Genomic DNA, 25,969 nt, shown 5'->3' with positions numbered 1-25,969 from the left:
ACATCGTCCGCGGCTACTTCAGCGGCCCACACGTCCGCTACGTCCTGGACGAGAACCCCATGAGTTTCTGATCAATACGGTCCTGGCCGTGATCACCTTCGCGTTTCTTTCCGGTGTGGTTCCGGCATGGATTCGACTCCGGGTGCGCCGATCTCGCGAGCACCGCCCTCGTCTCCGTGAGCAGCGGCCACCAGCCGATGGGCACGCCGCCGCAGCGTCTGATTGGCAACAGCGATCCCCGACCGGACCGCAGCGACGTCGGGCGATTGACTCGGCCTCTGATGGTCGCCCGTCCACCGCTCCCCTTCGATCCGCGGAGAGCGCGCATACACCCGCGGAGCCTCCCAGCCCGGCGACGGTGCCATTGCGCTGGGCCGGCATGGATGCCGACGGGTTCGAGCGGTTGTTGTTCGACCCGCTTCGCAGCTCCCCCGAGTACCGGAACGTGCAGTGGCTCATGCACACACAGGCTGCTGACCGCGGACGTGACCTTTCGATGGATCGAGTACTCCATGACAGCGCTGGCGGCACTCACAGTGAACGGGTCATCGTCCAAGCGAAGCACTGGCTGAAGAAGCCTGTGGACATGCCAACCATCGCGGCGACAGTGGCAGCCGTGAAGTTGTGGGGACCGCCGGTGATCAGGACCCTGATCATTGCAACGAGCGGCCACTTCTCTGCAGATGCCGTCCGGTGGGCGGAGCAGCACAATGACAGCGGCACCGCACCGTTCGTCGAACTCTGGCCAGCGAGCAAGCTCGAAGCACTCCTGGCCGCAAAGCCGGGCCTCGCCGCAGCCCACGGCCTCCGCCCTCGCTGAGGAGGAGCACACGGCCGCGTTCACCAACTCGACATCGTGATCACGACCGCGCTCTGGTCTCAGTTCTGGTCTCATTCGCCTGCGTACAACCCCGTCCGGACAGGTCCACCCTGAACGCTCCATCGCAGGTCAGGACGCCTACGACCCCCTCCGGACTCCCATACGAACATTTGGAAAGCGTGTTGGGGGCAACCCCTAACGAGTTCGAATCTCGTATCCTCCGCAGCCGCCCGAGAGGGCGAGACGAGGGCCCCACCGGTGACCGGTGGGGCCCTCGTCGTTGTTCTCGCCGTCTCCAGTCGCCCCGTCCTCTATGACTTGAGCCACTCCAGGATGTCGCGGTTGAGGACGTCGGGGTGGGTCGAGAGCATGCCGTGCGGGTAGCCCTCGTAGGTCTTCAGCGTCCCGTTCTTCAGGAGCTTCACGGACAGGGGGGCCGAGTCCTCGTAGGGCACGATCTGGTCGTCCGTGCCGTGCATCACCAGCACCGGCACCTCGATCTGCTTCAGGTCCTCGGTGAAGTCGGTCTCCGAGAAGGCCTTGATGCACTCGTAGTGGGCGTTGGCGGCGCCCATCATTCCCTGCCGCCACCAGTTGTCGACCAGCCCCTGGGAGACCTCCGCGCCGGGCCGGTTGAAACCGTAGAACGGCCCGGAGGCCACCTCCTTGTAGAGCTGGGAGCGGTTGGCGGCGAGGGAGGCGCGGAAGCCGTCGAAGACCTCGATCGGCGTGCCCTGGGGGTTGCTCTCCGACTTGACCATGATGGGCGGCACCGCGCCCACCAGCACGGCCTTCGCGACGCGCCCCGGCTTGGCCCGCGCCACATACCGGGCCACCTCTCCGCCGCCGGTGGAGTGCCCGATGTGCACGGCGTCGCGCAGGTCCAGGGCGTCGGTCAGCGCCGCGACGTCGGCGGCGTAGGTGTCCATCTCGTGACCGCCGGCGGTCTGTTCGGAGCGCCCGTGACCGCGCCGGTCATGGGCGATCACCCGGTAGCCCTGCTGTAGGAAGAACAGCATCTGGGCGTCCCAGTCGTCGGCACTGAGCGGCCAGCCGTGATGGAACACCACGGGCTGCGCATCCCGCGGCCCCCAGTCCTTGTAGAAGATGGCCGCCCCGTCGGACGTCGTGACCGTGCCCATGAGTACTCCTCCGTGTGATGGCTCGAGATGGCAGCACCGGTCCGCCCCGGGCGCACGGCAGCGCGTGCGGCGATTTCGGGCGCCCGAAGGCAGTGCGCTCAGGACGCAGGACTCATAACCCGACGCACGTGACTGAACGCACGGCAAACACCCTACGCCTGGGTGATGAATCACTCATTTCGGAATGCTTCGCACCTGTGAACGGCCGGTCAATCGAGCACCTCTGCGTCGGGGCACAGGCGAGCGCGATTTCCATCTGAAGGTTCCATTCCTCAGCCACCTGGGATCGAAAGGTTATGAAGGCGCAATCACCGCAGAAATGGCGGAAAAATCCAGGCGGAACAGTGGCCTCCACCACAGCCCCGGGCATCGGCGTCTGTTTCAGTGATCTTGACCACGCGGACGCTCCACGCCTCTCGGTGTCTTCTTCTCCACGACACGGCGGGGATCGCGACCGCAACCAGCAGGCACGTTCACGGGGAACAGATGTCTTTCGGGACGACCGACCGAACTCTCTTCACGCGCGGTACCGCTGTGCTCGTCTCGGCACTCACCGCGGGCGCCGTCCTCGCCACCACCACCGGTGCGCACGCGGCCGAGGCCGCACACCGCACCACCGCTCCGGTCTCCGCTCCGGTCTCCGCCCCGGCCGAGGACACCGCCGATGACGCCCAGTGGGAAGCTCTGATCAACACCATGATGTCCATACCTGAGGACGTCCTGGAACAGGGGGATGAAGCGACCATCGCCTACCTGAAGCAGAAGGAGCGGAACGCAAACCTCTCGGGACAGGCTCAGCTCCGCTTCGGCTGGCCCAGCTTCGGCTGCATGGGCGCGGTGGCGGTGGCCATCGGCACCAATCTGCTGCCCGCCGCCAAGATGGTGAAGATCGTCAAGGTCGCGAAGCGCGTCGGCGTGAAGCGGATCGTGAGCGCGAGCAGCGAACATAGTCCTCGCCTGCGAAACCCTGCTGGTCGTGGCAGGCATCATCTGGATGCTCGCCGTCGTCCGTACCAGGGCGCGGGTTGCCGGGGCAGACCGGCCTCGCCTGGGGCTCATCCAGCCGACGGGAGAAATGATCACCGCCGCGGCCCTCAGCCTGGGGGCTGGGTGGGCCATCACCCGCCACTCCGTGCCGAATCTGCTGGTCCTCGCGATCCTCGGCATCGTCCTTCCCGCCATGGCGGGAATGGCCCTGGCGCTGATGGTCCGGCAGGAGGAATCGCCCATGCGGAGCGTGCGGGGGTGGCTGGTGCTGCTCGTTCCGGTCATCGGGGGCGGAACGGCCGGACTGGCACCGCACATGCTCTGACCGGCGGACGAACCAGGCGAGGGGGCCGGGGATTCCCTCGGCCCCCTGCCGGTGATCGGGAATCCGCATGAGCAGCCGTCGGCGCAGGCACTGGCCGGGGCCATGTCCTGCCGACGGCTGCACGCTCAGCGGGCCGCGAGGAGTTCCAGGGTGTCGATGACGCGGTGGGAGAAGCCCCACTCGTTGTCGTACCAGGCGACGACCTTGATGTGGCGGCCGTCGACGCGGGTGAGGGCCGAGTCGAAGATCGAGGAAGCGGGGTTGCCCGTGATGTCGGAGGAGACCAGCGGGTCCTCCGAGTACTCGAGGATGCCGGCGAGCGGGCCCTCGGCGGCCGTGCGGTAGGCGGCGAGGGTGAAGGCGCCGGTGGAGATGGCCGCGAGCCGGGTGCCCCGCTCGTGGGCGGCGAGCAGCGCCTCGACGACGGCGGGCCGCGGGTCGTCGCGGTCGGGGTTGCGGTGGCCGGGGATGAAGACGATGTCGGCCCAGGCGAGCGCGTCCAGGCCCTCGGCGACCGAGTACGACAGCCCGTCGGCGCCGGCCACGAGCCCGGGCGCCGCCCCGCACACCCGCACCTCGTAGGGCATGCTCGCGCGGGTCGTGAACACCTGCGCGGGGATCCCGACGTCGAGCGGCTTGGCACCCTCGAGCACGAGCACGGCGACCCGGCGCAGACGGCCGGAGGGGGGCGAGACGGGCACCGGGCCAGGGTACGAGGCCCCGGGCGGTGCAGCCCGCGCGGTGAGGCCAGGGCGCCGCGAGCGGGAGAACCCGGGTGCCGGGAGCGGAAGGCATGGGCGCCGCCGGCGGGGACGGGCGCCGTGAGCGGGAGCGTGGGTGTCTCGTGCGGAGAAGTGGCCGGAGGCCGGCGGCGTCGGCGTCAGCGGCCGTCACTGGGGCTGTAGGGCTCCAGGAGCTGGTCGACGGGGGCGTGGTCGTCGGTGAGGGGGCGGGCGCCGGCGATCCAGGAGGTGAGGGCCTTGCCGGTGGTGATCCGCCAGCCGGTTCCGCGGGCGTCGAGCGCTTCCTGCAGCGCGCGCGGGTCGAAGGGGCGGTCGGAGGCGAGGAGCAGCATGTTGCCGCCCTCGGGGCGGGTGCCGCCGACGGGTCCCGCGAGGGCGGTGTGCGCGAAGGTCCGGGCGAGAGTGGCAGCCTCGGCGCGGGCGAAGGCCAGGGCGCCGTGGTCGATGATGTTGGCGGCATAGAGGCCGTCCTCGTCGAGCACCCGCCGTACGTCGCTCATCGCCTCGGCGGTGGTGAGATGCCAGGGCACGCTGAAGCCCCCGAAGGCGTCGCCGACGACCAGGTCGCGGCTGCCGGTGTCCAGCCGGCGCAGTCCGAGCCGGCCGTCCTCGGTCCGTACCTCGACGCCGGGCACCGAGCCGAGGCCGAGCCGCTCGCGGTCGATCCGTACGACCCCGCTGTCGATCTCGGAGACGACGCTGCGCGTGCCGGGCCGGGTGGCGGCGAGGTAGCGGGGGAAGGTGAGCCCGCCGCCGCCCAGGTGGTAGGCGGCCAGCGGCTCGCCCTCGGGGCGGGTGGCGTCGACCACGGCGGCGAGGGCGCGTACGTAGGTGAACTCGAGGTGGGTGGGGTCGTCGAGGTCGACGTAGGAGTGGCAGACGCCGTCCAGGAGGAGGGTGCGGCCGCCGGGGCGGCCGGGGTCGGTGACGATCTGGGCGCAGTGGTACCGGGTCTCCAGGTCGCAGGCCCCGGGCGCGACCGTGGTGGCCAGGCCGCCGGCCACCACGGCCAGGGTGAGGGCGGGGGCGCCGCTCCAGCCGCGCGCCCGCCACTGCACCAGCGCCGAACCGGCCACCAGCAGCAGGCCGAGGCCGATCAGGATGCCGCTGACCGGTAACCGCGACACCAGGACGAAGCCGGTGAGGACGGTGCCGGCGATGGAGCCCGCGGTGCCCACGCCGGACAGCCGCCCGACCACCGTGCCGGTCTCGGCGAGGCTGGTCAGCCGCAGCTTGGTCACCATCGGTGTCACGGCGGACAGCAGGGCCCCCGGGACCAGGATGGTCAGCGCCGCAGTCAGCAGGAGCAGCGCGGGTGCCCGCTCGGCGGCGGTGCGCAGCACGGCGGGGGTGAGGGCGACGACGCGGCTCCGGACACCCCGAGGGCCGGGCCCAGGAGCCGGCGCGGGTCGATCTGGTCGGCGATGCGGCCGCCCGTCCAGGAGCCGACGGCGATCGCGGTGAGGGCGACGCCGATCACCATGGTGCTGGTCTCGAGGGTGAGTCCGAGGTAGGGGGCGAGCAGCCGCAGGGCGACGATCTCGACCACCAGCACCGCGGCCGAGGACGTGAACACCAGGGCGACGGCGGCGCGGGGGCCCAGGCCCCGGGGCGGACCGGCCGGCGGGCTCCCGGTGACGGGTGAGGAGGACCGAGGGGTCGTCACCTCGCCATCGTGGCACGGGCCCTGGGCGTGGACGGGGAGTTGACCGAAGTGCGCGTCAACACCGGTCGCGCCCTTCACCGGTCCGGTACGGGCGCTCCGGTGCCGGCAAGGGCGGCCCAGGTCCGGTACGGGGACGGGCCAGGACCTGGCAAGCGTCCGCTCCGGGCTTCACCGACGCCGCGTCAGCGCGGGGCGCGCCCCTCGGGTTCACCCTGGCTCGTCGCCTGCAGGTCCGCCAGGAGTTCCGCCTGGCCGGCCAGGACGCCGGAGAGGATGGTCCGGGCGACCCGCAGCAGCTCGGCGACATGGGGGCTGGTGAGGGAGTAGTGGACGGTGGAGCCCTCCTTGCGGGTCACCACCAGGTTGGCCCGGCGCAGCACGGCCAGCTGCTGGGAGAGGTGGGCCGGCTCGATGCCCACCTCGGGGAGCATCTCGGCGACCGCGTGCTCGCGTTCGCTGAGCAGTTCCAGGACCCGGATGCGGGCCGGGTGGCCGAGGGTTTTGAAGAACTCGGCCTTCAGCTGGTAGAGCGGCGTGCTCATCGTGCCGTCGCCTCCCCAGCGGTCCGGCCGCACGGTCCCGCCGGCCGCGCCCCGGCGCATCGCGTCCACACACTCGTCACCCACATGCGGCCCATCCTCGCCTGCGGCACGGGCCGCACCCAAGCGAGGCGGTGTGAAGTACGTCGCGTAAGGGCCCGGGGTCTACGTCGCGCAAGGGCCCGGGGTCCACTCCGCGTTGGCCGCGGGCTCAGCGCAGGGCGCCGTCCTCGGCGGTGCTCGGGGTGCTGGCGGGCGGGACGGTGAGGACGCCGGTGGTCTCCAGGTGGTCCCGGGCGGCGCGGATGGCCTCGGGGGTCGTCGCGAACTCCCGGCCCGTGGGCCGCAGCAGCTCCAGCGCGCCGACCGAGTCGAGGACCTGGCGCTGGCCGGGGCGTATGCCGGAGGCGAGGACGAGGATGCCGCGCCGGTTGAGCTTCTCCACCGCGTCCTTCAGGACCAGGGCGCCGGTGGCGTCCATCGTGGTCACCCGGGACATGCGCAGGATGACCACGCGGACGTCGGCCACCTCGGACAGCTCCAGCAGGAAGCGGTGGGCGGCGGCGAAGAACAGCGGGCCGTCGATGCGGTAGGCGACGATGTGCTCGGCGAGCAGCGCGTGCTCCTCGGCGCTGTGGTCGCCGCGGTCGAGGGGGACCTGGTCGAGGCGGGCCTGCTTGGCCACGGCCCGCAGGGCGAGGGCCCCGGCGACGAGCAGGCCGGTGATCACGGCGTAGACGAGGTCGAAGGCGAGGGTGGCGACCGCGGTCAGGACGAGGATCAGCGCGTCGGAGCGGGTGGCCTTCGCCATGGCCCGCAGGGAGCCGACCTCGACCATGCGGATCGCGGTGGCCAGCAGGACGCCGGCCAGCGCGGCGAGCGGGATCCTGGACACCAGGGGTGCCGCCGCGAAGACGATCACGGCGAGGACCGCGGCGTGGGTGAGGGAGGCGAGGCGGGAGCTCGCGCCGGTGCGGACGTTGACCGCGGTGCGCGCGATGGCGCCGGTCGCGGGGACGCCGCCGAAGAGGGGCGAGGCGATGTTGGCCAGGCCCTGGCCGAACAGTTCGCGGTCCGGGTCGTGCTTCTGGCCGACCGTCATGCCGTCGGCGACTGAGGCCGACAGCAGGGACTCCAGCGCGGCCAGGGCGGCGACCGCGACCGCGGGGGCGAGCAGCGTGCCCAGCTCGCCGGGGTCGAGGAAGGACAGCGAGGGCGCGGGGAGTCCGGAGGGGAGATCGCCGATGGGCTGTGCGTCGTCCAGGCCGGCGGCCTGGGCCACGACCGTCGCGGCGATGACCGCCACGATGGAGAAGGGCACGGCCGGGCGCAGCCGGGCGCCGATCAGCATGATCGCGGCCACCGAGACGGCGAGGGCGACGGCGGTCCAGTTCGGGGAGCGGAGGAATTCCTCGACCGCCCGCCAGGTGACGACGAGCACCCGCTCGCCCTCCGGCTTGGGCACGCCGAGGGCGTTGGGCACCTGCTGCAGGGCGATCACACAGGCGATACCGAGGGTGAAGCCCTCCACGACCGGTGCGGGCACGTACTGCATGTACTTGCCGGCCCGCAGCGCGGCGAGGGCGACCAGCATCAGCCCGGCCAGCAGGCCGACGGTGAGCACTCCGCCCGGGCCGTGCTGGGCGACGATCGGGACGAGCACCACCGTCATGGCGCCGGTGGGCCCCGACACCTGGAGGTTGGAGCCGCCGAACAGGGCGGCCAGGGCGCCCGCCACCACGGCGGTGGCCAGGCCCGCCTCCGCGCCGAGCCCGGAGGACACCCCGAAGCCCAGGGCGAGCGGCAGCGCCACGATCGCGACGGTCAGCCCGGCCAGCAGGTCCCGGCGGGGGTCGCGGCCCATCTCCTTCAGGTCGGCGCGGGCAGGCAGCAGCGAGACGATCCGGGCCCCGGCCCGGCGGATCCAGGAGCTCATCGCGCGGCGACCTCGCCGTCCCGCAGCTCGGCCAGCAGCTCGTTGCGGCCGGCCAGCATCTCGGTGAGGATCCGGCGCGCGGCCCGCATCAGGTCGGCCACGTCACCGCCGGCCAGCTCGTAGACGACGGTCGAGCCCTCGCGGGTGGCGGTGACGATCCCGGACCGCCGCAGCACCGCCAGCTGCTGGGAGAGGCTGGAGGGCTCCACCTCGATCTCGGTGAGCAGCTCGCGCACCGGCCGCGGCCCCTCCTGCAGCAGCTCCAGCACCCGGATCCGCACCGGGTGCCCGAGCATCCGGAAGAACTCGGCCTTGGCCTGGTACAGCGGAACGGACACGACTCCTCGGATTCCCCAGCTTGCGGACGGACTCCCGCGGGGCGCCCGGCGCCGGACGGCGGCGGGCAGCATCTGCGGGAATGACCAGCAAAGCATCTAATCAATTGCGAATTTTTGCAATTCGTCAATCCAGGGGGTAACCGGGCGGGCTCAGTGGCCCCGCCCGTCCTCCGGCTGGCACCGGGGGCACCACACCGTGCCCCGGCCCGCCAGCCGGGAGCGGCGCAGCGGGCCGCCGCAGCGGGGGCAGTGCGGGTCGGGGTCGTCGCGGTGCCCGGTGAGCCAGGTGTCGCGGGGCGGTACGCGGCCGGCGGCGACCGCGGAGCGCAGGGTGCGACGCATGACGGTGTACAGCCGCCGCCGTTCGGCCTGGGTGAGGTGGCTCGCGCGTCGGACGGGGGTGACTCCGGCCCGCCAGAGCACCTCGTCCGCCAGCAGGTTGCCCAGCCCGGCCAGGGCAGACTGGTCGGTGAGGACGGCCTTGGCCTGGGCGCGGCGCTCCGACAGCGCGGCCTCGAACTGCTCGCGGTCCACCGTCAGGGCGTCGGGCCCCTGGCCCTCCAGCAGCCGGTCCGCCGCGGCGTCGTCCTCCAGCAGCCACAGGCCCTTCAGCTCGCGCTGGTCGCGGTAGTGGAGCCGGTGCCCGCCGGTCAGGGTGAACAGCACCCGGTCGTGGGCGTGGACCGGGTCGTCGGGGCGGGCGCAGAGCAGGCTGCCGGTCATGCCGAAGTGCAGCGCCAGCACAGGACCGCCGGTGCGGGCCAGCAGCCACTTGCCGTGCCGCCGGGTCCCGGTGAACCGCCGCCCCTCGAGCGCCTCGCGCAGCCGCCGCGCACCCACTCCGTGCAGGACGCCCGGATCGCGTACGTCGACACGGCGGACGGTCCGGCCCAGCGCGCAGGACTCCAGCACCCCGCGGAACCCCTCGACATCCGGCAGCTCGGGCATGGGGAACCTCCTCTCCGCCCGTGTCCCCGGGGCCGGAACCGCGGGCACGTCACGGTTCCGGCCCCGGAGGGTTCCCGGGTGCCCCCGGAGAGCGGGGCTGTCCCGGGTGCCTGGGGGGAAGTGCGCTTCCCGGGTTCCCTGGAGCGAAAGGAAGGGCGCTTCCCGACCGCCCCGGAGGGGGCGGGGCTCGTCCCGGCCTGCCCTCCCGGCGACGGGGGCAGGCCGGAATGCTGCAGGCCAAGTGCCTACTGCTGCAGCCACACCGCCTGGTCCGTCGGCAGCAGGCCGTCCTTCAGAGGCCCGCTGGAGAGCAGCACGGAGGAGTGCGGCGGCAGCTCGCAGGGCTCCGGGGAGAGGTTGATGACGCAGACGAAGCCCGGGGAGCGGGTGAACGCGAGCACGCCCTCCGGGGCGTCCTGCCAGGTGAGGCTGCCGTCACCGAGCGCGGGATGCTCGCGGCGCAGCCTGAGGGCCGTGCGGTAGAGCTCCAGCATGGAGTCCGGGTCACCGGTCTGCGCGGCCACGCTGTAGCGCGCCCAGCCGGCCGGCTGCGGCAGCCAGGGGGACACGGTGGCGTCGTCGGGGCTGAAGCCGTAGGGGGCGCTGTCGCCGGACCACGGGATGGGCACGCGGCAGCCGTCGCGGCCGCGGTCGGTGTGACCGGAGCGCTCCCAGACCGGGTCCTGCAGCACGGACTCGGGGAGGTCCTCGACCTCGGGCAGGCCGAGCTCCTCGCCCTGGTAGATGTAGGCGCCGCCGGGCAGGGCGAGCATCAGCAGGGCCGCGGCGCGGGCCCGGCGGGTGCCCAGCTCCAGGTCGAGGGGGCCGTCGGGGACGTAGCGCTCGTTGGCCAGCCAGCGCCGGACGCGTTCGCGGCCGAAACGGCTGGGGTGGCGCATGACGTCGTGGTTGGACAGCACCCAGGTCGCGGGTGCGCCGACCGCGCCGAGCATGGCGAGGGAGTCGTCGATGACGTGGCGCAGGTCCTTGGCGTCCCAGCCCGACATCAGGAAGTTGAAGTTGAACGCCGTGTGCAGGCCGTCCGGGCGGACGTAGGCGGCGAGCCGCTCGGGGGTGTCGGCCCATGCCTCGGCGACGAAGCAGCGGTCGCCGGGGTACTCGTCGGCGATCTTGCGCCAGACCCGGTAGATGTCGTGGACCTCGTCGCGGTCCCAGTGCGGGTGGTCCTGGTGCGGGCGGGACGGCTCCGCACCGGGGTCGCGGCGGGGCGGCAGGTCGGGCAGGTCGGGGTGTTTGACCAGGCCGTGCGCCACGTCGATGCGGAAGCCGTCCACGCCACGGCTCAGCCAGAAGCGCAGGATCGACTCGAACTCCGCGAGCACGTCCGGGTGCTGCCAGTTGAGGTCGGGCTGTTCGGGGGCGAAGAGGTGCAGGTACCACTCGCCGTCGGGGACGCGGGTCCAGGCGGGGCCGCCGAAGCAGGAGACCCAGTCGTTGGGCGGCTCGGCACCGCCCGGCCCGCGGCCCTTGCGGAAGATGTAGCGCTCACGCTCCGGACTGCCCGGTCCCGCCTCCAGAGCGGCGCGGAACCAGGCGTGCTGGTCGGAGGTGTGGTTGGGCACGATGTCCGGGATGACGCGGATCCCCTGCTCATGCGCCTCCTCGATCAGCCGCTCCGCCTCGGCCGTGGAGCCGAACAGCGGGTCGATCTCCCGGAAGTCGGCCACGTCGTAACCGTGGTCCGCCATGGGCGACTTGTACCAGGGGTTGATCCAGATGGCGTCCACACCCAGCGACTTCAGATACGGCAGACGGGAGCGGATGCCGGCGATGTCACCGACGCCGTCGCCATTACCGTCGGCGAAGCTGCGGATGTAGACCTGGTAGATGACGGCGCTGCGCCACCAGGGTGCTGCGGTGCCGGACATAGGCGTCGAGTACTCCTGAGCAAGAGGGAACGGTCGAACGGACTTCGTTACGGGGTTACTTGGCTGCGCCGGCGGTGAGGCCGGCGACGATCCGGCGCTGGAACAGCAGCACCATGATCACCAGCGGGACCGTGACGACGACGCCGACGGCCATCTGGCTGCCGAAGGGGGGCTCCCACGTCGTGGCCCCGGTGAACTTGGAGATGGCGACCGGGGCGGTCTGCATCTCGGGGCGGTTGGTCATCGACAGGGCGATGAGGAACTCGTTCCAGGCCGCGATGAAGGTGATGATCGCGGTGGTGAAGATGCCCGGCGCGGCCAGCGGAATGATGATCTTGCGGAAGGCCTGGCCGCGGGTGCAGCCGTCCACCATGGCGGCGTGCTCCAGCTCGTCCGGCATCTGCCGGAAGAACGTGGTCAGGTTCCATACCGCCAGCGGCAGCGCGAAGGACATGCTCGGCACGATCATCGACTGGTAGGTGTTGATCCAGCCGATGCCGGTGAACAGCTTCAGCAGCGGCACCACGATCGACACCACCGGGAACATCGAGGTGGCGATGATCAGGGTGAGGATCAGCCGCTTGAAGCGGAACTCCAGCCGGGCCATGGCGTACGCGGTGAACGTCGCCAGCAGCAGCGCCGCCACGGTGGTGACCCCGGCGACGACCAGGCTGTTGAGCAGCGCCCGCCCGGACCCCTGGGCCGGGTCGAACACCCGCGTGTAGTTCTCGAAGGACACCGGCGAGGGCAGCAGCGAGGTCTCGAAGATGTCCGAGCTGCGGCGCAGGCTGGAGACCAGCATCCAGTAGAAGGGGGCGAGGCAGTAGATCACCACCCCCGCGACTCCCGCGTACAGCAGGCCGCCCTGCCAGCGCCGCCTCGCCGGCCGCCGCTTGATCGTGAGCGTGGGCGCGGTCATGCCGTCACCTCCGCGGACTTGCGGCGCCGGCCGAACCTCCGGCTCCGCGCCGGCGCGCCGGTGTCACCGACCAGGTCGGTGCCCAGCAGCCGGACGAATGCCAGCGCGATCAGGAAGACATAGATGAAGAGGATCACCGCGTAGGCGGAGGCCGGTCCGAAGCGGACGTTGGACGCCTCGTTCTGGGCGAGCATCGACAGCGTCTCCACCGAGTTCTTCTGCGCGCCGATCAGGATGTACGGCAGGTCGAACATCCTGAGCGCGTCCATGCAGCGGAAGAGCACCGCCACCAGCAGCGCGGGCTTCACCAGCGGCAGGGTGACGTGCCAGAAGCGGCGGGCCCGGCTGGCGCCGTCGATGCGGGCGGCCTCGTACACCTCCTTGGGGATCACCTGGAGGCCGGCGAGGACGAGCAGGCCGATGAACGGGGCCGTCTTCCACACCTCGGCGACGATCACCGCGATCTTGGCCTGGAATCCCTCGGAGGTCCACAGGATCTGCCGGCCGAGGAGGGTGTTGGCCACACCGTCGCTGTTGAAGATCCACCGCCACAGCAGACCGGAGATGGCCGTGGGCACGGCCCAGGGGATCAGGATGCCCGCCCGCACGAAGCCGCGGCCGCGGAACGCCTTGTGCATGATCAGGGCCATGGCGACCCCGATCACCGTCTCCAGGGTGACTGTGACGACGGTGAAGAACGTGGTGTTCCAGAAGGCGTTCCAGAACCGCTCACCGGCCTCGCCGAAGATGTCGGCGTAGTTCTGCAGGCCCACGAACGGCTCGGTCTCGCTGATGAACCCGGTCTCAGGATCGAGGCCCTTCGGCCCGAACAGCGACTCGTGCAGCGCCATCACCGTCGGGTAGAGCACCACGATGCTCAGCACCAGCAGCGTCGGGGACACCAGCAGGGCGGCCATGCGCGCGGTGCCGCTCGTGGCGCGGACGCTCGTGCGCTTGCGTCCGCGCGGGGCGGGACGTTCCGCGCGGCCCGGCATCGTCCGGGTGCCGGTCACGACGTCCGCGTCCGGGGGCGGCGGCGGGGGAACACGGGTGTGCGACATCGGCCCGCCTCCTCACCGCGTGACGGACTTCTGCAGGTCGGCCTGCAGCGTCTTCAGCGCGTCGGCGCTGCTCTTGGAGCCGGTCAGCGCGGCGTACGCCTCCCGCTGGATCGACGCGGTCACATCGCCGTAGGGCACCACCCGCGGTCGGGGCACGGCGCGCAGGATGGACTCCTTGAGCACCGGCAGGTACGGGTACTGGTCGATCAGCTCCTGGTTGTCGTACAGGGAGGCGTAGGGCGGGGCGAGCGAGGCCTCCCTCAGGAAGGTCTCCGTGCTCTGCTCGCTGGTCATGAACTTGATGAAGTCCAGCGCCGTCGCCTTGTTCTTGGCGAACGACGACACGGCCAGGTTGTGGCCGCCGAGGCTGGAGGAGCCGGGGCCGTTCAGGCCGGGCAGCGGGGCGACCCCGAACTTGCCCTTGATGTCGCTCTTCTGGGCGTGGGAGTAGACGTAGGGCCAGTTGCGCAGGAAGACCAGCTTGCCGTTCTGGAAGGACTGGCGGCCGTCCTCCTCGAGGTAGGTGACGGCCTTCTTGGGGATGGTGCCGTCCTTCAGCGAGTCGACCAGGAAGTCCAGGCCCTTCTTCGCCTCCGGGGTGTCGACGTCGGGCTTGCCGTCGGGGCCGGTGACCACGCCGCCCGCCGAGTGCACGGCCTCGGAGAAGTTCACGGTCAGGCCCTCGTACTTCTGGAACTGACCGGCGTAGCAGGCCACCCCCTTGCCTTCGGGCAGCTTCTGGACCTTGGCGCAGGCGTCCTTCATCTCCGCCCAGGTCTTCGGGGGAGCCTTGACGCCGGCCTTCTTCAGCAGGTCGGTGCGGTAGTAGAGCATGCCGCCGTCGGAGCTGTGCGGGACCATCCACACCCGCGACAAGCGGAGCACCGCCGAGGCGCTGGGCAACCTGCTGAGCCTGCGGGAGCCGCCGACCGCGGTCTTCGCCGAGCAGGACGAGGTCGCCGTGGCCGTGCTGTGCACGCTGCGCCGGACGCGGATCCCGGTGCCGGAGCGGATGTCCGTGCTGGGCTTCGACATCAGCCGCTGGCGGACTGGTTCGAGCTGTCGACGGTGGCCCAGTCGCCGGCTGACATCGGGCGCGAGGCCGGGGAACTGGCCCTGTCGCTGATCAACGAGCCGGATGCCGCGGACCGTTGCCGGCACATCGTGCTGCCCACGTACGTCATCCCGCGCTCCACCACCGCGCCGCCGCCCGCCGAGGAGGGCGAGGCCCGGGTCAGCGGCTGATGCGCACCCGCCGGGACTCGGTCACCTGGTCCACGTCCGAGGTCCTGACCGTCAGCCGCAGCGTCCACTCACCGGCCAGGGGCAGGGTCAGGTCGCTGGTGGCCCAGTAGCCGCCCCGGTCGGTGAGACTGGCGTCGATCGGCCCGACGCCCTCGGACTCCAGCGTGAAGGTCATCCGCACCTCCGGCACGGCGACCAGGCCGTCGTCGGCGCCGAAGACGACCGCCTGGACCCCGTTCTCGCCGACCCGGGCGGGGTCGAGCGTGACCTGCACCCACCCGGTGCCGCCCGGGGCGCCCGTGTCGAAGGGGACCTGGAACGTGGCCGCGCCGGGCAGCCCGGCGACGGGGGCCGCCGCGGTCTCGCCGGACGCCGCCTCCGCCTCGGCGCGGGCGGGGAGGGTGCTGGTCAGGACGGTCGTCACCAGCAGCACGACGGCGGCGACCAGCACCTCGGCGAGCACGGAGCGGCGCAGGGCCCGGCGGTGCGGATCGGCCTCGTCCGGCGCCGGGGACTGCGGCTCGTCCGCGTCCTCGGGCGCCGGGGACGAGCGGCCGGCGACGGCGGCGCCTGCCCGGCCGCGGTCGTGCCGGAGGCGGCGGACACCCCGACCAGCTCCGGCACCCGCTGCGGCACGGGCGGCTCCTCCGTCTGCGCGGCCAGGCGGGCCGTCCAGCGGCGGGACAGGCCCGCAACCAGCAGCAGCGCGGCCACCAGGGCCAGCTTCACCAGCAGGGTCCGCCCGTAGGACGTCCCGGTGAGCGCCGACCAGGAGCCGAGGCCGCGCCAGGACTGGTAGACGCCGGTCACCGCGAGCACGACCACGGAGACGAAGGCCAGTTGGGAGAAGCGGGCGACCGTGGCCGGCGAGACCGGCCGCCGGGCCCGGTGGAGGGTGACGAGCAGCGCGGTCAGGCCGCCCAGCCAGCAGGCCGTCGCCAGCAGATGCACCACCGAGGAGGTCATCGCCACCGGCACCTGGATCCCGGCGGAGGCGTGCTCGGCCGCCGCCCAGGTGAGGGCCAGACCGACGGCGAGTACGGCACCGGCCGCAAACTGGACAGGGTGCCTCCGGCCGGGCGAACGGCGCCGGGCCAGCAGCAGGGCCGCCCCCGTCACCAGGACCAGCGCCAGCCGGACCAGCAGGGCGAGGCCCGGGCGCCCGGTGAGGGCCTTGCCCACGGCGGAGGAGTCGAACGCGGTGGCCGGTGAGGTGCCGTTCTCGTAGGGGGCGCGCAGCACCAGCAGCACCACGGTGCCGGCCAGCAGGGTCCACCAGCCGGTGAGCAGCGGCAGCCGCAGCGGACGGGTGTCGGCCGGACGGCAACGCACCGCGAACACCGCCGCGCCGATCAGCAGAACGGCGCCGATGTACGCGAGATAGCGGGCGGTGTCGTAGAGGCTCGCGGTGACCGGGTGCTCGTCCGGGTCGGCGGGGGCGGCGGGTGCGGTGGGCGAGGGCTTGCCGACGGAGAAGGTGAAGGCGCCGGACACCGGGTGGCTGTCGGCGGAGATGACCCGCCAGGCGACCGTGTAGGTGCCCTCGGCCAGGTCGCGGGGCAGCGCGACGCGGGCGGTGTCGGAGGCGTCCCGGGCGTGCTCCGGCTCGCCGAGGTGAACCCGGCGGTTGTCGGGGCCGTAGATCCGGAACGAGTCCTCCAGCAGCCCGACGGACTCCGTGAAGGAGAGGGTGATGTGCCGGGGGGCGGTCTTGACGACGCTGCCGTCCTGCGGGTCGGAGGAGCGCAGCGCGGCATGGGCGCCCGCCGGGGCGGCGCTGCCCAGGAGCAGCAGCACCAGCAGGGAGCCCAGCAGCATCAGCCGCGGCAGCCGCCGGTGCCCCGGACCGCCGGCGGCCCCGGCCGGCCCGCGCCCTCCCCCGCCGGTCCCGGTCACCTCATCTGGCAGCCCTCGCACGACCCACTCGCCTCCTGGCCTCGCCTCCGGGTTAGTACGGACGGCAGGCACATTGTGCTCACCGCCGCCAGACTTCTGGCGCGGCCCTGCGCGAGGAGCCTCGCGGGAGCAGCCCGGCGGCCGGCCTCGACAGGGCCCTCGCGGCCTCCGCCCTCGGAACCTGCGAACCTTCCGCCCTCGCCGGAGCAGCCCAGTTTCCGGCCTCGCCGGACCCGCCGGCCGTCCGCGCACACGAGAGTCACCGAGCGGCACGACCTCCCGGAGCCACCGAGCTCGGCGTGCCGCCTGAGCCACCGAGTCCGCCCCCGCCGGAGCCACCGCGGCCGCCCTGCCGGGGCCGCCCGGCCGTCCGCTTGCCGGATGCGTGGCCGACGTGCCTGCCCGCCGAACCGATCAGCACGCCCGTGGGCGGCCGAGGGCTGCGCCCCGCCCAGGGCCGCGCGGCTCCGGACTCCCTCACCAGGTCGGGCGGGCCGAGGCTCCTCCGTCGACGACCAGGTCGTGGCCGGTCACCCAGGAGGCGAGGGGGGAGGCCAGCCAGGCGCAGGCGTCGCCGATGTCCTCGGGGCGGCCCAGGCGGCCCGTGGCGGTGGCCCGGCGCCAGCGGGTCACGCCCTCCGGCCAGTCCTCCTCCAGCCCCTCCCGGTCGATCAGTCCGGGCGAGACCGTGTTGACGCGCACGCCCCATGGGCCGTACTCGAGGGCCGCCGAGCGGGCGTGCATCACCACCGCCGCCTTGGAGGCGCAGTAGTGCGCATGGGCCGGGGCGGGCAGGCGGGCCTCGACGGAGGCGATGTGGGTGACGGAGCCGCCGCCGTTCTCCCGCATCAGCTCGGCCGCGGCCTGGGTGCAGGCGAAGACGCTGGTGACGTTGGTGTCCAGCACCGCCCGCCACTCGGCCGCCGTCATGCCGGGCAGCTCCTGGACGGGCTGCACTCCCGCGTTGTTGACCAGCGCGGTCAGCCGGCCGCCGCCCCACTCGGCCGCCTGAGCGACCAGGCCCCGGCAGGCGTCCTCGTCGGTGAGGTCGGCCCCGGCCAGCACGACCGCCTCCCCGCCCGACTCCTTGATCCGGGCGGCGGTCTCCGCCGCGGACGTCACCGCCGTGCGGCAGTGCAGCGCGACCGCGGCGCCCTCCTCGGCGAGGCGCAGCGCGATGCCCCGGCCGAGGCCGCCGCCCGCGCCCGTGACCAGGGCGACCTGTCCCGTCAGCAGTCCATGTCCCGTCATGTGCGGCAGAGTTCCATGATCTGCGCCGCGCGGTGCGGATAGCGGTTGATCAGCTCCGCCGCGTCCCCGTGCTCGTACCCCTCGTAGGTGAACCCCGGTGCCATCGTGCAGCCGAACAGCGTCCACGACCGCCCCGGCGCCACCCGCGCCCCCATCCAGGTCCCGGCGGGCACGGTGAGCTGGACGTGCTGGCCGCCGAGGACGTCGGGGCCGAGCACGGGCGTGCGGGAGGTGCCGTCCGGGGCGAGCAGCAGCATCTGCAGCGGGTTGCCCAGGTAGTAGTGCCAGATCTCGTCGGTGGGCAGGCGGTGCAGCGCGGAGAAGTCGCCGGGCCGGTCGGTGAGCAGGGCGACGATGGCGGTGCCCTCGGGGCGGCCGTCGGGGCGCTGCGGACCGGCCCACATCTGACGGAACCGTCCCCCTTCGCGGGGGATCGGCTCCATTCGGAAGTGGGTGACCAGTTCGTCGGGCGTCACCTGCCGAAGGCTACCTCGTAGGTGAGAAAGGCGAGTTGTGCCTTCTGCTCCGGCAAGTACACATCCGGCAGGTCCACCTCGGGCAGCACCACCACCGGGCCCGCCCTGAAGCCCTCCCGCAGGAAGCGGGCGATCGCCCGGCCGGCGAGCAGCGCGGCGATCCGCTCGGCGCGGTGCGGCGGGGCGAACTCGACGCCGAGGGGCTCCGCCGGGCCGCGCTGGTTCGCCATCACGGCGACGCCGCCGGTCAGTCCGGCCGTGGTGACTCGTGCCATCCCTGCCATGCGTGGCCGGGCTCCCAAGCGGGCACCAGGCGCTGCCGGTTGGCCTCGGCCCGCACCGGCACCCGTCCCGCGACCCGGTGCAGGGTGCCGCCGTCCGTGTCGGCCGATCTGCTGGTAGACGCCGGGGTCCTCGATGTATCGGTGCGGGTCCCCGGCGATGACGGCGTGGCCGGTGATGGTGCGCTCCCCGGCGACCAGCCAGCCGTTGCTGCCGGAGGTGCCGGGTCCGTCGGTGGCGAACAGGCCGATGGCGTCCGGCCCGAGACGGGCGGCGACCTGTTCGCGCCAGAGCTTCGCGGGGAAGCCGGCGAAGAGGATGTGCGTGGCGAGCCAGACCCCGAGCGGGGTCCAGGGTCTCCAGCGCCCCGGCACCAGCCCGGCTCGCCCGAACTCGGGGGCGGACGCCGCGCTCAGCCCCTCGTTGACGCCGTCCGCATACGCCCGGACCCACTGCGCGGTCTCCGGGTCCCGGCTACTGGCGCGCGAGCTGAGCCGCGGCGCGCGATCATCGGGGCATGGATGTCACTCTGCACCTCGCCCAGGACCCCGAGGCCGACGCGCTGCTGGGCCGCAGTCCGCTGGCCGCGCTGATCGGCATGCTGCTGGACCAGCAGATCCCGATGGAGTGGGCGTTCAAGGGCCCGGCGACCATCGCCCGGCGGATGGGCGCCGACGACCTGGACGCGCACGAGATCGCCGCGTACGACCCGGAGGCGTTCGCAGCGCTGCTCGCCGAGAAGCCGGCGGTCCACCGCTACCCCGGCTCGATGGCCGGCCGCATCCAGCAGCTGTGCCGGTACCTCGTCGAGCACTACGACGGCGACGCCGAGGCCGTGTGGCGGGACGTCGGCAGCGGCGCGGAGCTGCTCCGCCGGCTGCAGGACCTGCCCGGCTTCGGCAAGCAGAAGGCCCAGATCTTCCTGGCCCTGCTCGGCAAACAGCTCGGCGTCCGGCCCGAGGGCTGGCGCGAGGCCGCGGGCGCCTACGGCGAACCCGGCTCCTACCGCTCCGTCGCCGACATCACCGGCCCCGAGTCCCTGACCAAGGTGCGCGCCCACAAGCAGGAGATGAAGGCCGCGGCCAAGGCGGCCAAGGCGGCGAAGAAGTCAGACGCGTAGGCACGGACGCCCTGAGAGCGAGGGGACCCTCACCAGGGGCGCGGGGAACCGCGCGACCAGCCCCCACCACCCCGCACCCGTCGAACCCACAGAACCATCCACCCCGGACCGCGCCCGCCCCCCATCCGCGCCTACCCCGAATCCACCTCAATGGCCTCCCCCAGGTGGCCTCCCGAACCGCACGGATCCCAGCATGAAGCATGACCGAGCCCCCCAGCGGCTCTCCCTGGGATCCGGAGCGCGGCCCCCGTGACGGCCACGGTCCCGGACCGCACGAGCCGTCACCGCGTGGACCGCGCAGCCCCGGCTCACCCGCCCCGCCGGACGCGCACGACCCCCACCAGGGCCCCCACCCGGCAGCACCCCGCCGCCCTGCGCCCCGCGCCCTTCCCGCACGCCCTGCCCCGACTCCTGTCCCCCGTCCCCCGGCCGGCCCCGGCGCACCCCCCGCGCCCACCGGACGTCCCGCGCTCCGTGGTCCTGCGCTGCTGACGGAACCGGGCATCGCCCGACAGCCAGTTCACGCACACCGGAACGAACCGGAACAGGAGACACCCCCATGCTCAGAGACCCCTACGCCGTCATGCGTGCCCTGCTGCGCGCCGAGGCCGCCCGCAACGGCACTCCCCTGCCCCCGAGGAAGGACCGCAAGAAGACGCCCCCGAGGAAGACCGCCCCCACGACCGCGGACGCCTCCGAACGCAGCCGCACCGCTCCCGAACGCGGCCGCGACTGACGGACACACGAAGGCGGCGGAGGCGGACCTCACCGCCTCCGCCGCCTCCGCATGACGGGATGCCGATGCCGGATACGGCGTTCCTGCCGGCCTGGCTAACGCCTCCGTCGGCGCCGCGCCGTGCCGAAGACGGAACGGGTGATCTCACGGCCGATCTGCGTGCCCAGCGACCGGGCGAGCGACTTGAACACCCCGCTGCCCGCGACCTGCTCCACCAGCGAGTCGCGGTCCTCCCGCTCCTCACGCGGCGCACCCCGCCGCCCGGCGCCCTTCCCCGCCCCGGCCGCCTCCCCGCGCACCTCGTCGGGGCCCTTCCCCCCGGCCGCACGCACCTCGTCGGGACCCTTCGCCCCGCCCTCGCGCACCTCGTCCGGCCCTTTCCCGCCCGCCCCCGGCTGCCGCGCGGCCAGCCGTTCGTACGCCGACTCGCGGTCCACAGCCTGTGCATAACGTTCGTACGCCGTGGACTCCCGGACCGCCCGCTCCAGTTCCTCCGCCGGCACCGGCCCCATCAGGGACTGAGGTGCCCGCAGCCGGGTCACCGCCACCGGGGTCGGGGCGCCGCGCTCGCTGAGCACGGTCACCGCGGCCTCCCCGATGCCGAGACCGGTGAGCACCTCCTCCAGGTCGTACGGGGAGTCGGGGAAGGTCTTCACCGTGGCCTTCAGCGCCTTCTGGTCGTCCGGGGTGAAGGCGCGCAGCGCATGCTGCACCCGGTTGCCGAGCTGGGAGAGCACCTCGGCCGGCACGTCCTTCGGGGTCTGCGTCACGAAGAACACGCCGACCCCTTTCGAGCGAATGAGCCGCACCGTCTGTGTGATCGAGTCCAGAAACGCCTTGGACGCGTCGTCGAACAGCAGATGTGCCTCGTCGAGGAAGAAGACCAGCTTGGGCCGGTCGATGTCGCCGACCTCGGGCAGATCGTGGAACAGGTCCGCCAGCAGCCACATCAGGAAGGTGGAGAACAGCGTCGGCCGGTCCTGCACGGCGGCCAGCTCCAGCACGGAGACGACACCCCGCCGGTCCTCCGTGGTGCGCAGCAGCTCGGCGGTGTCGAACTCCGGCTCGCCGAAGAAGGAGGCGGCGCCCTCCGCATCGAAGGCGGTGAGGGAACGCAGGATCACCCCGGCGGTCGCCGGGGACAGACCGCCGATGGACTTCAGCTCCTGCTTGCCCTCGTCCGAGGTCAGGAAGGCGACGACGGCCCGCAGGTCCTTGAGGTCGACCAGCTCCAGACCCTTGCTGTCGGCGTAGTGGAAGATCAGCTGGAGGGACTGCTCCTGGGTCTGGTTGAGCCGCAGCACCTTGGACAGCAGCAGCGGCCCGAAGCTGGTGACGGTGGCCCGCACGGGGATGCCCGGGCCGATGCCGCCGAGGGCGTAGAACTCGGCGGGGAAGCCGGTGGCTCTCCACTCCTGGTGCACGTCACGGGCGCGTTCCTCGATCCGCGGCCCCGGCTCGCCCGGCCTGGCGATGCCGGACAGGTCGCCCTTGATGTCCGCGAGGAACACCGGCACGCCCTGCGCGGAGAGCTGTTCGGCGATCAGCTGGAGCGTCTTGGTCTTGCCGGTGCCGGTGGCGCCCGCGACCAGGCCGTGCCGGTTGAGCATCGACAGCGGCACCCTGATCTGCGCGTCCGGCCGGCACTCCCCGTCCCAGACGAGGGCGCCCAGGTCCAGCGCCGGCCCGGCGAAGGCGTAGCCGGCGGCGATCTTCAGGGCCTCTTCGGGAAGGGCGGGGGCGCTGCCGGGCCCTTCGGGAGCGGTGGCCTGCGGAGCGGTGGACTGCGGAATGGTCTTGCGCTCGCTCATCTCGGGCACCTGTTCCCGTTTAGTCCGGCTTTCGGGTGTCTTTTTCAGCGTCGCACTGCGTCGCCATGGCTGCGCCCGGAACGTCTCGACCGGTAGGCTTTCCGTGTGATCTTCAAGCGCATCGGAAACGGCCGGCCGTACCCCGACCACGGCCGGGAGGGCACCCGGCAGTGGGCGGACGTGGCTCCGCGCCCGGTCCGCCTCGATCAGCTGGTGACGACAAAGCAGCAACTCGACCTCGAGACCCTCCTCGCGGAGGACTCGACCTTCTACGGCGACCTCTTCGCGCACGTCGTGAAGTGGCAGGGCGACCTGTACCTGGAGGACGGCCTGCACCGCGCGGTGCGCGCGGCGCTCCAGCAGCGTCAGGTGCTGCACGCCCGCGTGCTCGAACTGGACTGAGCCGCTCCGGCGCCGGGGGGCCGCCGTGCCCCTTTCGGGTCGGAGTGCACCCAGTCGATTGATCATCTAGTAGGCAGAGCCTCCGGAGCGCACTACGCTGCGTTCATGAGCATGCTGACTCCCCCCGGCATGGGCGGCCAGTACCGGATCACGGGTGACAAGTACCCGCGGATGCGCCGGTCCCGGCGGCGGGGCAGGCTCGTCGTCCTCACCATCGCCTGTGCGGCCGTGCTCGGTGGCGCGGGCTGGGGCACGCTCCAGCTCATCGACGTCTTCACCGGTGGCGGCAATCCGGCGCGCGCCGTCGGCGCCAAGCCCGCCTGCGCCGCCAAGGCGAGCCCCTCGCCCCGCGCGACCCCGCTGCCGAAGCCCGGCGTGTTCAAGGTCAACGTCCTCAACGCCACGACCCGCTCCGGGCTGGCCAGGAAGACCGCCGACGAGCTGAAGAAGCGCGGCTTCGCCATCGGCGAGGTCGGCAACGCGACCAAGGAGTACGACAAGAAGGTCAAGGGCACCGCGGTGCTGCTCGGCCCCGCGTCGGCCCTCGACACCTCGCTGCCGGTGCTCGCCACCCAGGTCGACGGCGCCGAGCGCCGCACCGACGCCGCCCGCAAGGGCACCGAGGTCGACCTGATCATCGGCGACAGGTTCCGCGCCCTGACGAAGAAGGCGGACGCCGACAAGGCCCTGGCCGCCCTGGCCAAGCCCTCCCCGACGCCCACCTCGGAGAAGGGCTGCTGAGAGGCCCCAGGACCCCGGGAAGGGTCTCCTGGAAGCGCTCCTGGGAGTGTTCCGGGACTACTCGGCCGCGCCGTACATCCGGTCCCCGGCGTCGCCGAGGCCCGGCACGATGTAGCCGTGCTCGTTGAGCCGCTCGTCGACCGCGGCGGTCACGACCGTCACCGGCGTGCCGGCCAGCTCCCGCTCCATGACCTCGACGCCCTCCGGCGCGGCCAGCAGCACCACGGCGGTCACATCGTCCGCACCGCGCTTGATCAGCTCCTGGATCGCCGCGACCAGCGTGCCGCCCGTGGCCAGCATCGGGTCCAGCACGTACACCTGACGCCCGGAGAGGTCCTCCGGCATCCGGGTGGCGTAGGTGGAGGCCTGCAGCGTCTCCTCGTTGCGGATCATGCCGAGGAAGCCCACCTCGGCGGTCGGCAGCAGCCGGACCATACCGTCCAGCATGCCGAGCCCGGCCCGCAGGATCGGCACCACCAGCGGACGCGGGTGGGACAGCTTCACGCCCGTGGTCCGCTCCACCGGCGTCTGGATGTCGACCTGCTCGGTGCGCACGTCGCGCGTCGCCTCGTAGGCGAGCAGGGTGACCAGCTCGTCGGCGAGACGGCGGAAGGTTGCGGAGTCGGTGCGCTGGTCGCGCAGCGTGGTGAGCTTGTGGGCGACCAGGGGGTGGTCGACGACGTGGAGACGCATGTCCCCCACAGTAGCCGGGCCCGGCCGCCCCGGGGTCCCCGCCTGCCCGCAACCCCGCCGGGCCGCCTGTCACCCGATCGCTGGCGTCAAACCGCCCATCGGGGGGAAGGTGGGAGGGACGGACCGGGGTGGTGAGCCGATGCCTGAACAGGACTTCAGAGACGATCCGCCGTCCGCCGAGACCCGCCGCGGTCCCGGCGAGTCCGAGACGGAGGACGAGCGGCGCAGGCGGCGCGCACTGTTCCTGCGCGAGCTCGCCGAGACGCGCGCCCTGCGCGACCGCGTCCAGCCGCGCCGCGCCAAGGCGGCCCGGCTGCGCCACGCTATGCGGATGCGGACCTTCCGCTGGTAGACCGGCCGGCCGCCGGACCGCGCGCCCGGCAGGCACGGCGACACTCCGGTCCGCCCCGGCGACCGCGCCGGCCGCAAGCCCGAAAAGCCCGGGGGAAGCTTTGGGAAGCCCCGGGAAGTTCCGGGAACACACGGGCGTTGGCGGAAGTAGCCCTGCGGACACGGCACCCGCGTACGATCCGCATGTGGCGACAACGAATGCGCCGCCGGGCCCCGCGCGGACCCGCTCGGCCGCATACGACACACCATGCGACGTGACATCCGACGCGACATGCGATCAAAACCGCCGGACACAGGGAGCCGAAGACGTCCCTCAGGGACCTTGTTTCTGCCACGATTCCGAATGGGTGGGCTCGCAAGAGCACTTGCCGCCCGCAACCTCCGCCGGGAGGATCCCCAACCGGCACGCCTATGACCAGTGGGAGAGTCACGGTGTACTTCGCCGCACTGCTCGCGCGCACCGAAGACGGGTGGGAAGCGAGCGACACGGAGCTCGACGATGTGGAGACCCTGTCCGATCTGGCCGACCTGGCTCGGGAAGCCTCTCCCGACGAGGACACGGTGCTCGTGCTGATCGAGCAGGAGGACGGCTGGTTCGGCGTCGTCCGCGTGGAGGGCGAGGACGAGGATCCTCGAATCTACGTCTCCGATGCCGCAGCCGCGTCCCGCAGCAGCTACGGGGAGATCCTGCTCACCGACGAGCTGCTCGGCCGTGAACCCGGGGACGACGGCACCGACCTGGACGCCCTCGACCTCGACGGCACGGAGGACGGCGAGCCCGCCGGCGACACCGACGCCGACGACACGGGCGCCGGGTCCGTACCGCACGGGCCGGTCGGAGACGCCCAGATCCTGGAGGACCTGGGCGTGAGCGAGAAGGAGCTGGCCTCGCTGACCGAGGACGCCGTCAACACGATCGCCGAGGCGCTCGGTGCCTCGGAGGTCCTGGAGACCGTCCGCTGATCATGCAGAACACCTCAGGGCCGCCGGACCCGGTACGCGACCCCTGGCGGCCCGCGATGCGGCTCGCCCTGGCCGAGGCCGAACGCGCCGTGAGCGGCGGGGACGTGCCCGTGGGCGCCGTGGTGCTGGCCCCGGACGGCAGCACCGTGCTGGCCTCCGCGCACAACGAGCGGGAGGCCGGCAACGACCCCACGGCGCACGCCGAGGTGCTCGCGCTGCGGCGGGCCGCCGCCGCACTCGGCGAGTGGCGGCTGGCCGGCTGCACCCTGGTGGTCACGCTGGAGCCCTGCACCATGTGCGCGGGCGCGGTCCAGCAGGCCCGGGTGGACCGGGTGGTCTACGGCGCCCGGGACGAGAAGGCGGGCGCGGTCGGCTCCCTGTGGGACGTCGTCCGCGACCGGCGGCTCAACCACCGGCCCGAGGTGATCGAGGGCGTGCTCGCCGAGGAGTGCGCCCGGCCGCTCACGGAGTTCTTCCGGAGGCGGTGAGGGTTCTTCCGGGGGCGGTGAGGTGCCGGCCGGCTCCGCGCCGGTCCGCGCATATAGATTTCAAACCACGCCGCACTGTGCTGTAAGGTCTCCCTCGGTAGCGTGTCCGAGCGGCCGAAGGAGCTCGCCTCGAAAGCGAGTGTGGCGCAAGTCACCGAGGGTTCAAATCCCTCCGCTACCGCTTGTGAAGGGCCCCGTCGT

The 25,969-nt window shown here is 72.5% G+C and carries 24 protein-coding genes, 1 tRNA gene and 4 pseudogenes; 12 read left to right on the top strand and 17 right to left on the bottom strand.

Annotation, left to right across the window (positions count from 1 at the left end):
• Positions 1 to 379 precede the first annotated feature (379 nt).
• A complete protein-coding gene (locus ABD198_RS23990; protein WP_344005541.1) occupies positions 380 to 820 on the top strand; it encodes a restriction endonuclease in 441 nt (146 codons plus the stop codon).
• 311 nt (positions 821 to 1,131) lie between these two features.
• Here ABD198_RS23990 and ABD198_RS23985 read toward each other — a convergent pair whose 3' ends face one another.
• Positions 1,132 to 1,962, bottom strand: coding sequence for an alpha/beta fold hydrolase (locus ABD198_RS23985; RefSeq protein ID WP_167996790.1), 831 nt, complete (start codon positions 1,960 to 1,962; stop codon positions 1,132 to 1,134).
• 976 nt (positions 1,963 to 2,938) lie between these two features.
• Here ABD198_RS23985 and ABD198_RS23980 point away from each other — a divergent pair.
• Positions 2,939 to 3,274 carry a hypothetical protein gene (locus ABD198_RS23980; protein WP_344005538.1) on the top strand — a complete coding sequence of 112 codons (336 nt, stop codon included), beginning with the start codon at positions 2,939 to 2,941 and terminating at the stop codon, positions 3,272 to 3,274.
• Between the two features lie 125 nt (positions 3,275 to 3,399).
• On the opposite strand, the pseudogene ABD198_RS23975 reads toward ABD198_RS23980, so the two are convergent.
• From ABD198_RS23975 to ABD198_RS23930, 10 genes and pseudogenes are all read right to left on the bottom strand, one after another.
• Positions 3,400 to 3,963, bottom strand: a pseudogene (locus tag ABD198_RS23975) (DJ-1/PfpI family protein); the annotation flags it as partial.
• A gap of 191 nt (positions 3,964 to 4,154) precedes the next feature.
• Positions 4,155 to 5,683 (bottom strand): annotated as a pseudogene (locus ABD198_RS23970) (fused MFS/spermidine synthase).
• A gap of 182 nt (positions 5,684 to 5,865) precedes the next feature.
• A complete protein-coding gene (locus ABD198_RS23965) occupies positions 5,866 to 6,225 on the bottom strand; it encodes an ArsR/SmtB family transcription factor (protein ID WP_167996785.1) in 360 nt (119 codons plus the stop codon).
• 208 nt (positions 6,226 to 6,433) lie between these two features.
• On the bottom strand, positions 6,434 to 8,158 hold the full coding sequence (locus tag ABD198_RS23960) for a SulP family inorganic anion transporter (RefSeq protein WP_344005536.1): 1,725 nt from the start codon (positions 8,156 to 8,158) through the stop codon (positions 6,434 to 6,436).
• Positions 8,155 to 8,496: an ArsR/SmtB family transcription factor gene (locus ABD198_RS23955; protein WP_344005534.1), complete on the bottom strand. Its 342-nt coding sequence runs from the start codon at positions 8,494 to 8,496 to the stop codon at positions 8,155 to 8,157. The genes ABD198_RS23960 and ABD198_RS23955 overlap by 4 nt, the downstream gene beginning before the upstream one ends.
• 150 nt (positions 8,497 to 8,646) lie before the next feature.
• On the bottom strand, positions 8,647 to 9,444 hold the full coding sequence (locus ABD198_RS23950) for an Fpg/Nei family DNA glycosylase (RefSeq protein WP_344005532.1): 798 nt from the start codon (positions 9,442 to 9,444) through the stop codon (positions 8,647 to 8,649).
• Between the two features lie 245 nt (positions 9,445 to 9,689).
• Positions 9,690 to 11,333 carry a glycoside hydrolase family 13 protein gene (locus tag ABD198_RS23945; RefSeq protein WP_344005530.1) on the bottom strand — a complete coding sequence of 548 codons (1,644 nt, stop codon included), beginning with the start codon at positions 11,331 to 11,333 and terminating at the stop codon, positions 9,690 to 9,692.
• Between the two features lie 55 nt (positions 11,334 to 11,388).
• Complete coding sequence (locus ABD198_RS23940; protein ID WP_344005528.1) at positions 11,389 to 12,252, bottom strand: carbohydrate ABC transporter permease; 864 nt, start codon at positions 12,250 to 12,252, stop codon at positions 11,389 to 11,391.
• On the bottom strand, positions 12,249 to 13,313 hold the full coding sequence (locus tag ABD198_RS23935; protein WP_344005526.1) for a carbohydrate ABC transporter permease: 1,065 nt from the start codon (positions 13,311 to 13,313) through the stop codon (positions 12,249 to 12,251). Before ABD198_RS23935 ends, ABD198_RS23940 begins: the two co-directional genes overlap by 4 nt.
• Positions 13,314 to 13,325: 12 nt before the next feature.
• The gene (locus tag ABD198_RS23930) at positions 13,326 to 14,348 is read right to left on the bottom strand and encodes an ABC transporter substrate-binding protein (protein WP_486388897.1); all 1,023 of its coding nucleotides are present in this window, start codon (positions 14,346 to 14,348) and stop codon (positions 13,326 to 13,328) included.
• On the opposite strand from ABD198_RS23930, the gene ABD198_RS30915 reads away from it, so the two are divergent.
• Entirely contained in the window at positions 14,275 to 14,439 is a 165-nt protein-coding gene (locus ABD198_RS30915) for a hypothetical protein (protein WP_486388896.1), read from the top strand. The genes ABD198_RS23930 and ABD198_RS30915 overlap by 74 nt on opposite strands.
• A complete protein-coding gene (locus ABD198_RS23920; RefSeq protein ID WP_344005556.1) occupies positions 14,382 to 14,558 on the top strand; it encodes a hypothetical protein in 177 nt (58 codons plus the stop codon). The genes ABD198_RS30915 and ABD198_RS23920 overlap by 58 nt, the downstream gene beginning before the upstream one ends.
• Here ABD198_RS23920 and ABD198_RS23915 read toward each other — a convergent pair.
• The 4 genes and pseudogenes from ABD198_RS23915 to ABD198_RS23900 form a co-directional block, all read right to left on the bottom strand.
• Positions 14,548 to 16,376, bottom strand: a pseudogene (locus ABD198_RS23915) (copper resistance CopC/CopD family protein). The gene ABD198_RS23920 and the pseudogene ABD198_RS23915 overlap by 11 nt on opposite strands.
• A gap of 555 nt (positions 16,377 to 16,931) precedes the next feature.
• Complete coding sequence (locus tag ABD198_RS23910; RefSeq protein WP_344005522.1) at positions 16,932 to 17,705, bottom strand: SDR family NAD(P)-dependent oxidoreductase; 774 nt, start codon at positions 17,703 to 17,705, stop codon at positions 16,932 to 16,934.
• Complete coding sequence (locus tag ABD198_RS23905; RefSeq protein WP_344005520.1) at positions 17,702 to 18,181, bottom strand: cupin domain-containing protein; 480 nt, start codon at positions 18,179 to 18,181, stop codon at positions 17,702 to 17,704. Before ABD198_RS23905 ends, ABD198_RS23910 begins: the two co-directional genes overlap by 4 nt.
• A 137-nt stretch (positions 18,182 to 18,318) precedes the next feature.
• Positions 18,319 to 18,972, bottom strand: a pseudogene (locus ABD198_RS23900) (penicillin acylase family protein); the annotation flags it as partial.
• 8 nt (positions 18,973 to 18,980) lie between these two features.
• Here ABD198_RS23900 and ABD198_RS23895 point away from each other — a divergent pair.
• Complete coding sequence (locus ABD198_RS23895; RefSeq protein WP_344005518.1) at positions 18,981 to 19,583, top strand: HhH-GPD-type base excision DNA repair protein; 603 nt, start codon at positions 18,981 to 18,983, stop codon at positions 19,581 to 19,583.
• A 559-nt stretch (positions 19,584 to 20,142) separates the two neighbouring features.
• Entirely contained in the window at positions 20,143 to 20,319 is a 177-nt protein-coding gene (locus tag ABD198_RS23890) for a hypothetical protein (RefSeq protein WP_344005516.1), read from the top strand.
• A gap of 95 nt (positions 20,320 to 20,414) precedes the next feature.
• Here the strand turns inward: ABD198_RS23890 and ABD198_RS23885 are convergent, their stop codons facing one another.
• Positions 20,415 to 22,130: a helicase HerA-like domain-containing protein gene (locus ABD198_RS23885; RefSeq protein WP_344005514.1), complete on the bottom strand. Its 1,716-nt coding sequence runs from the start codon at positions 22,128 to 22,130 to the stop codon at positions 20,415 to 20,417.
• Between the two features lie 105 nt (positions 22,131 to 22,235).
• On the opposite strand from ABD198_RS23885, the gene ABD198_RS23880 reads away from it, so the two are divergent.
• Together ABD198_RS23880 and ABD198_RS23875 are read left to right on the top strand one after the other, a co-directional pair.
• Positions 22,236 to 22,532 carry a type II toxin-antitoxin system VapB family antitoxin gene (locus ABD198_RS23880; protein WP_167996769.1) on the top strand — a complete coding sequence of 99 codons (297 nt, stop codon included), beginning with the start codon at positions 22,236 to 22,238 and terminating at the stop codon, positions 22,530 to 22,532.
• Positions 22,533 to 22,661: 129 nt separating this feature from the next.
• Positions 22,662 to 23,273 carry a LytR C-terminal domain-containing protein gene (locus ABD198_RS23875; RefSeq protein ID WP_344005549.1) on the top strand — a complete coding sequence of 204 codons (612 nt, stop codon included), beginning with the start codon at positions 22,662 to 22,664 and terminating at the stop codon, positions 23,271 to 23,273.
• Positions 23,274 to 23,330: 57 nt separating this feature from the next.
• On the opposite strand, the gene upp is transcribed toward ABD198_RS23875, so the two are convergent.
• Positions 23,331 to 23,966 (bottom strand): uracil phosphoribosyltransferase, encoded by a 636-nt coding sequence (upp, locus tag ABD198_RS23870; RefSeq protein WP_344005512.1) that lies wholly within the window; start codon positions 23,964 to 23,966, stop codon positions 23,331 to 23,333.
• Between the two features lie 139 nt (positions 23,967 to 24,105).
• Here upp and ABD198_RS23865 point away from each other — a divergent pair, with 139 nt between their 5' ends.
• The 4 genes from ABD198_RS23865 to ABD198_RS23850 all read left to right on the top strand — a co-directional run bounded on the left by ABD198_RS23865 (position 24,106) and on the right by ABD198_RS23850 (position 25,949).
• Positions 24,106 to 24,318, top strand: coding sequence for a hypothetical protein (locus tag ABD198_RS23865; RefSeq protein WP_344005510.1), 213 nt, complete (start codon positions 24,106 to 24,108; stop codon positions 24,316 to 24,318).
• A 431-nt stretch (positions 24,319 to 24,749) separates the two neighbouring features.
• The gene (locus tag ABD198_RS23860; RefSeq protein ID WP_344005547.1) at positions 24,750 to 25,280 is read left to right on the top strand and encodes a tRNA adenosine deaminase-associated protein; all 531 of its coding nucleotides are present in this window, start codon (positions 24,750 to 24,752) and stop codon (positions 25,278 to 25,280) included.
• Positions 25,281 to 25,282: 2 nt separating this feature from the next.
• A complete protein-coding gene (gene tadA, locus ABD198_RS23855) occupies positions 25,283 to 25,768 on the top strand; it encodes a tRNA adenosine(34) deaminase TadA (RefSeq protein WP_344005508.1) in 486 nt (161 codons plus the stop codon).
• A 96-nt stretch (positions 25,769 to 25,864) separates the two neighbouring features.
• A tRNA-Ser gene (locus ABD198_RS23850) sits at positions 25,865 to 25,949 on the top strand.
• Positions 25,950 to 25,969 lie beyond the last annotated feature (20 nt).

This window comes from Streptomyces thermocarboxydovorans (genome assembly GCF_039524635.1).
GTDB classification, from domain to species: Bacteria; Actinomycetota; Actinomycetes; order Streptomycetales; family Streptomycetaceae; genus Streptomyces; species Streptomyces thermocarboxydovorans.
Note: the sequence above shows the minus strand (reverse complement) of the source record. Positions and strands in the feature narration are given on the sequence as shown.